The organism is Streptomyces sp. a15 (assembly GCF_059026085.1).
Genome location: NZ_JBWLKM010000259.1, coordinates 1 through 804, shown reverse-complemented (window position 1 = coordinate 804; position 804 = coordinate 1). Strand labels below are relative to the sequence as shown.

The 804-nt window shown below is 72.0% G+C and carries 1 protein-coding gene; it reads left to right on the top strand.

Annotated features, from left to right (window positions below):
* A partial coding sequence (locus tag AC5P09_RS52010) for an AMP-binding protein (RefSeq protein ID WP_493880638.1) occupies window positions 1-804 on the top strand: 804 nt, incomplete at both ends.

The following is an 804-nucleotide window of genomic DNA, read 5'->3' as shown; positions in this document are numbered from 1 at the left end:
GGTGGATGGTGCTTATCCGGCGGAGCGGGTCGCGTTCGTGCTGGAGGATTCCGCGCCGGCCGTGACGATCGACGACCCGTCGGTCTTCATCGGTGAGGGTGAGATTCCGTCCGCAGCGGTGAGCGGGGATGATCTCGCGTACGTGATGTACACGTCCGGTTCGACAGGCGTGCCGAAGGGTGTCGCGGTGCCGCACGGGAGCGTGGCGGCGTTGGTCGGGGACGCCGGCTGGGCGGTGGGGCCGGGCGACTCGGTGTTGTTCCACGCCCCGCACGCGTTCGACATCTCGCTGTTCGAGGTGTGGGTGCCGCTGGCGAGGGGTGCGCGCATCGTCGTGGCGGAGCCCGGTGTGGCGGTCGACGCGGCGGCCGTACGGGAGCACATCGCCGCCGGGGTCACGCACGTGCACGTCACCGCGGGACTCTTCCGGGTGCTGGCCGAGGAGGCGCCCGGCTGCTTCGACGGCGCACGCGAAGTCCTCACCGGTGGTGATGTCGTGCCGCTGGAGGCCGTGGAGCGGGTCCGCACGGCCTGCCCCGAGGTACGCGTCCGGCATCTGTACGGCCCCACCGAGGTCTCCCTGTGCGCGACCTGGCATCTGCTGGAGCCCGGCGAGGACACCGCCCGAGTGCTGCCGGTCGGCCGTCCGCTGGCCAACCGTCAGGCGTATGTACTGGACGCCTTCCTCCAGCCGGTGCCGCTTGGAGCCGTGGGCGAGGTGTACCTCGCCGGTGCCGGCCTGGCGCGCGGGTATCTGGGCCGAGCCGCTCTCACCGCCGAGCGGTTCGTGCCCTCCCCGTTCGC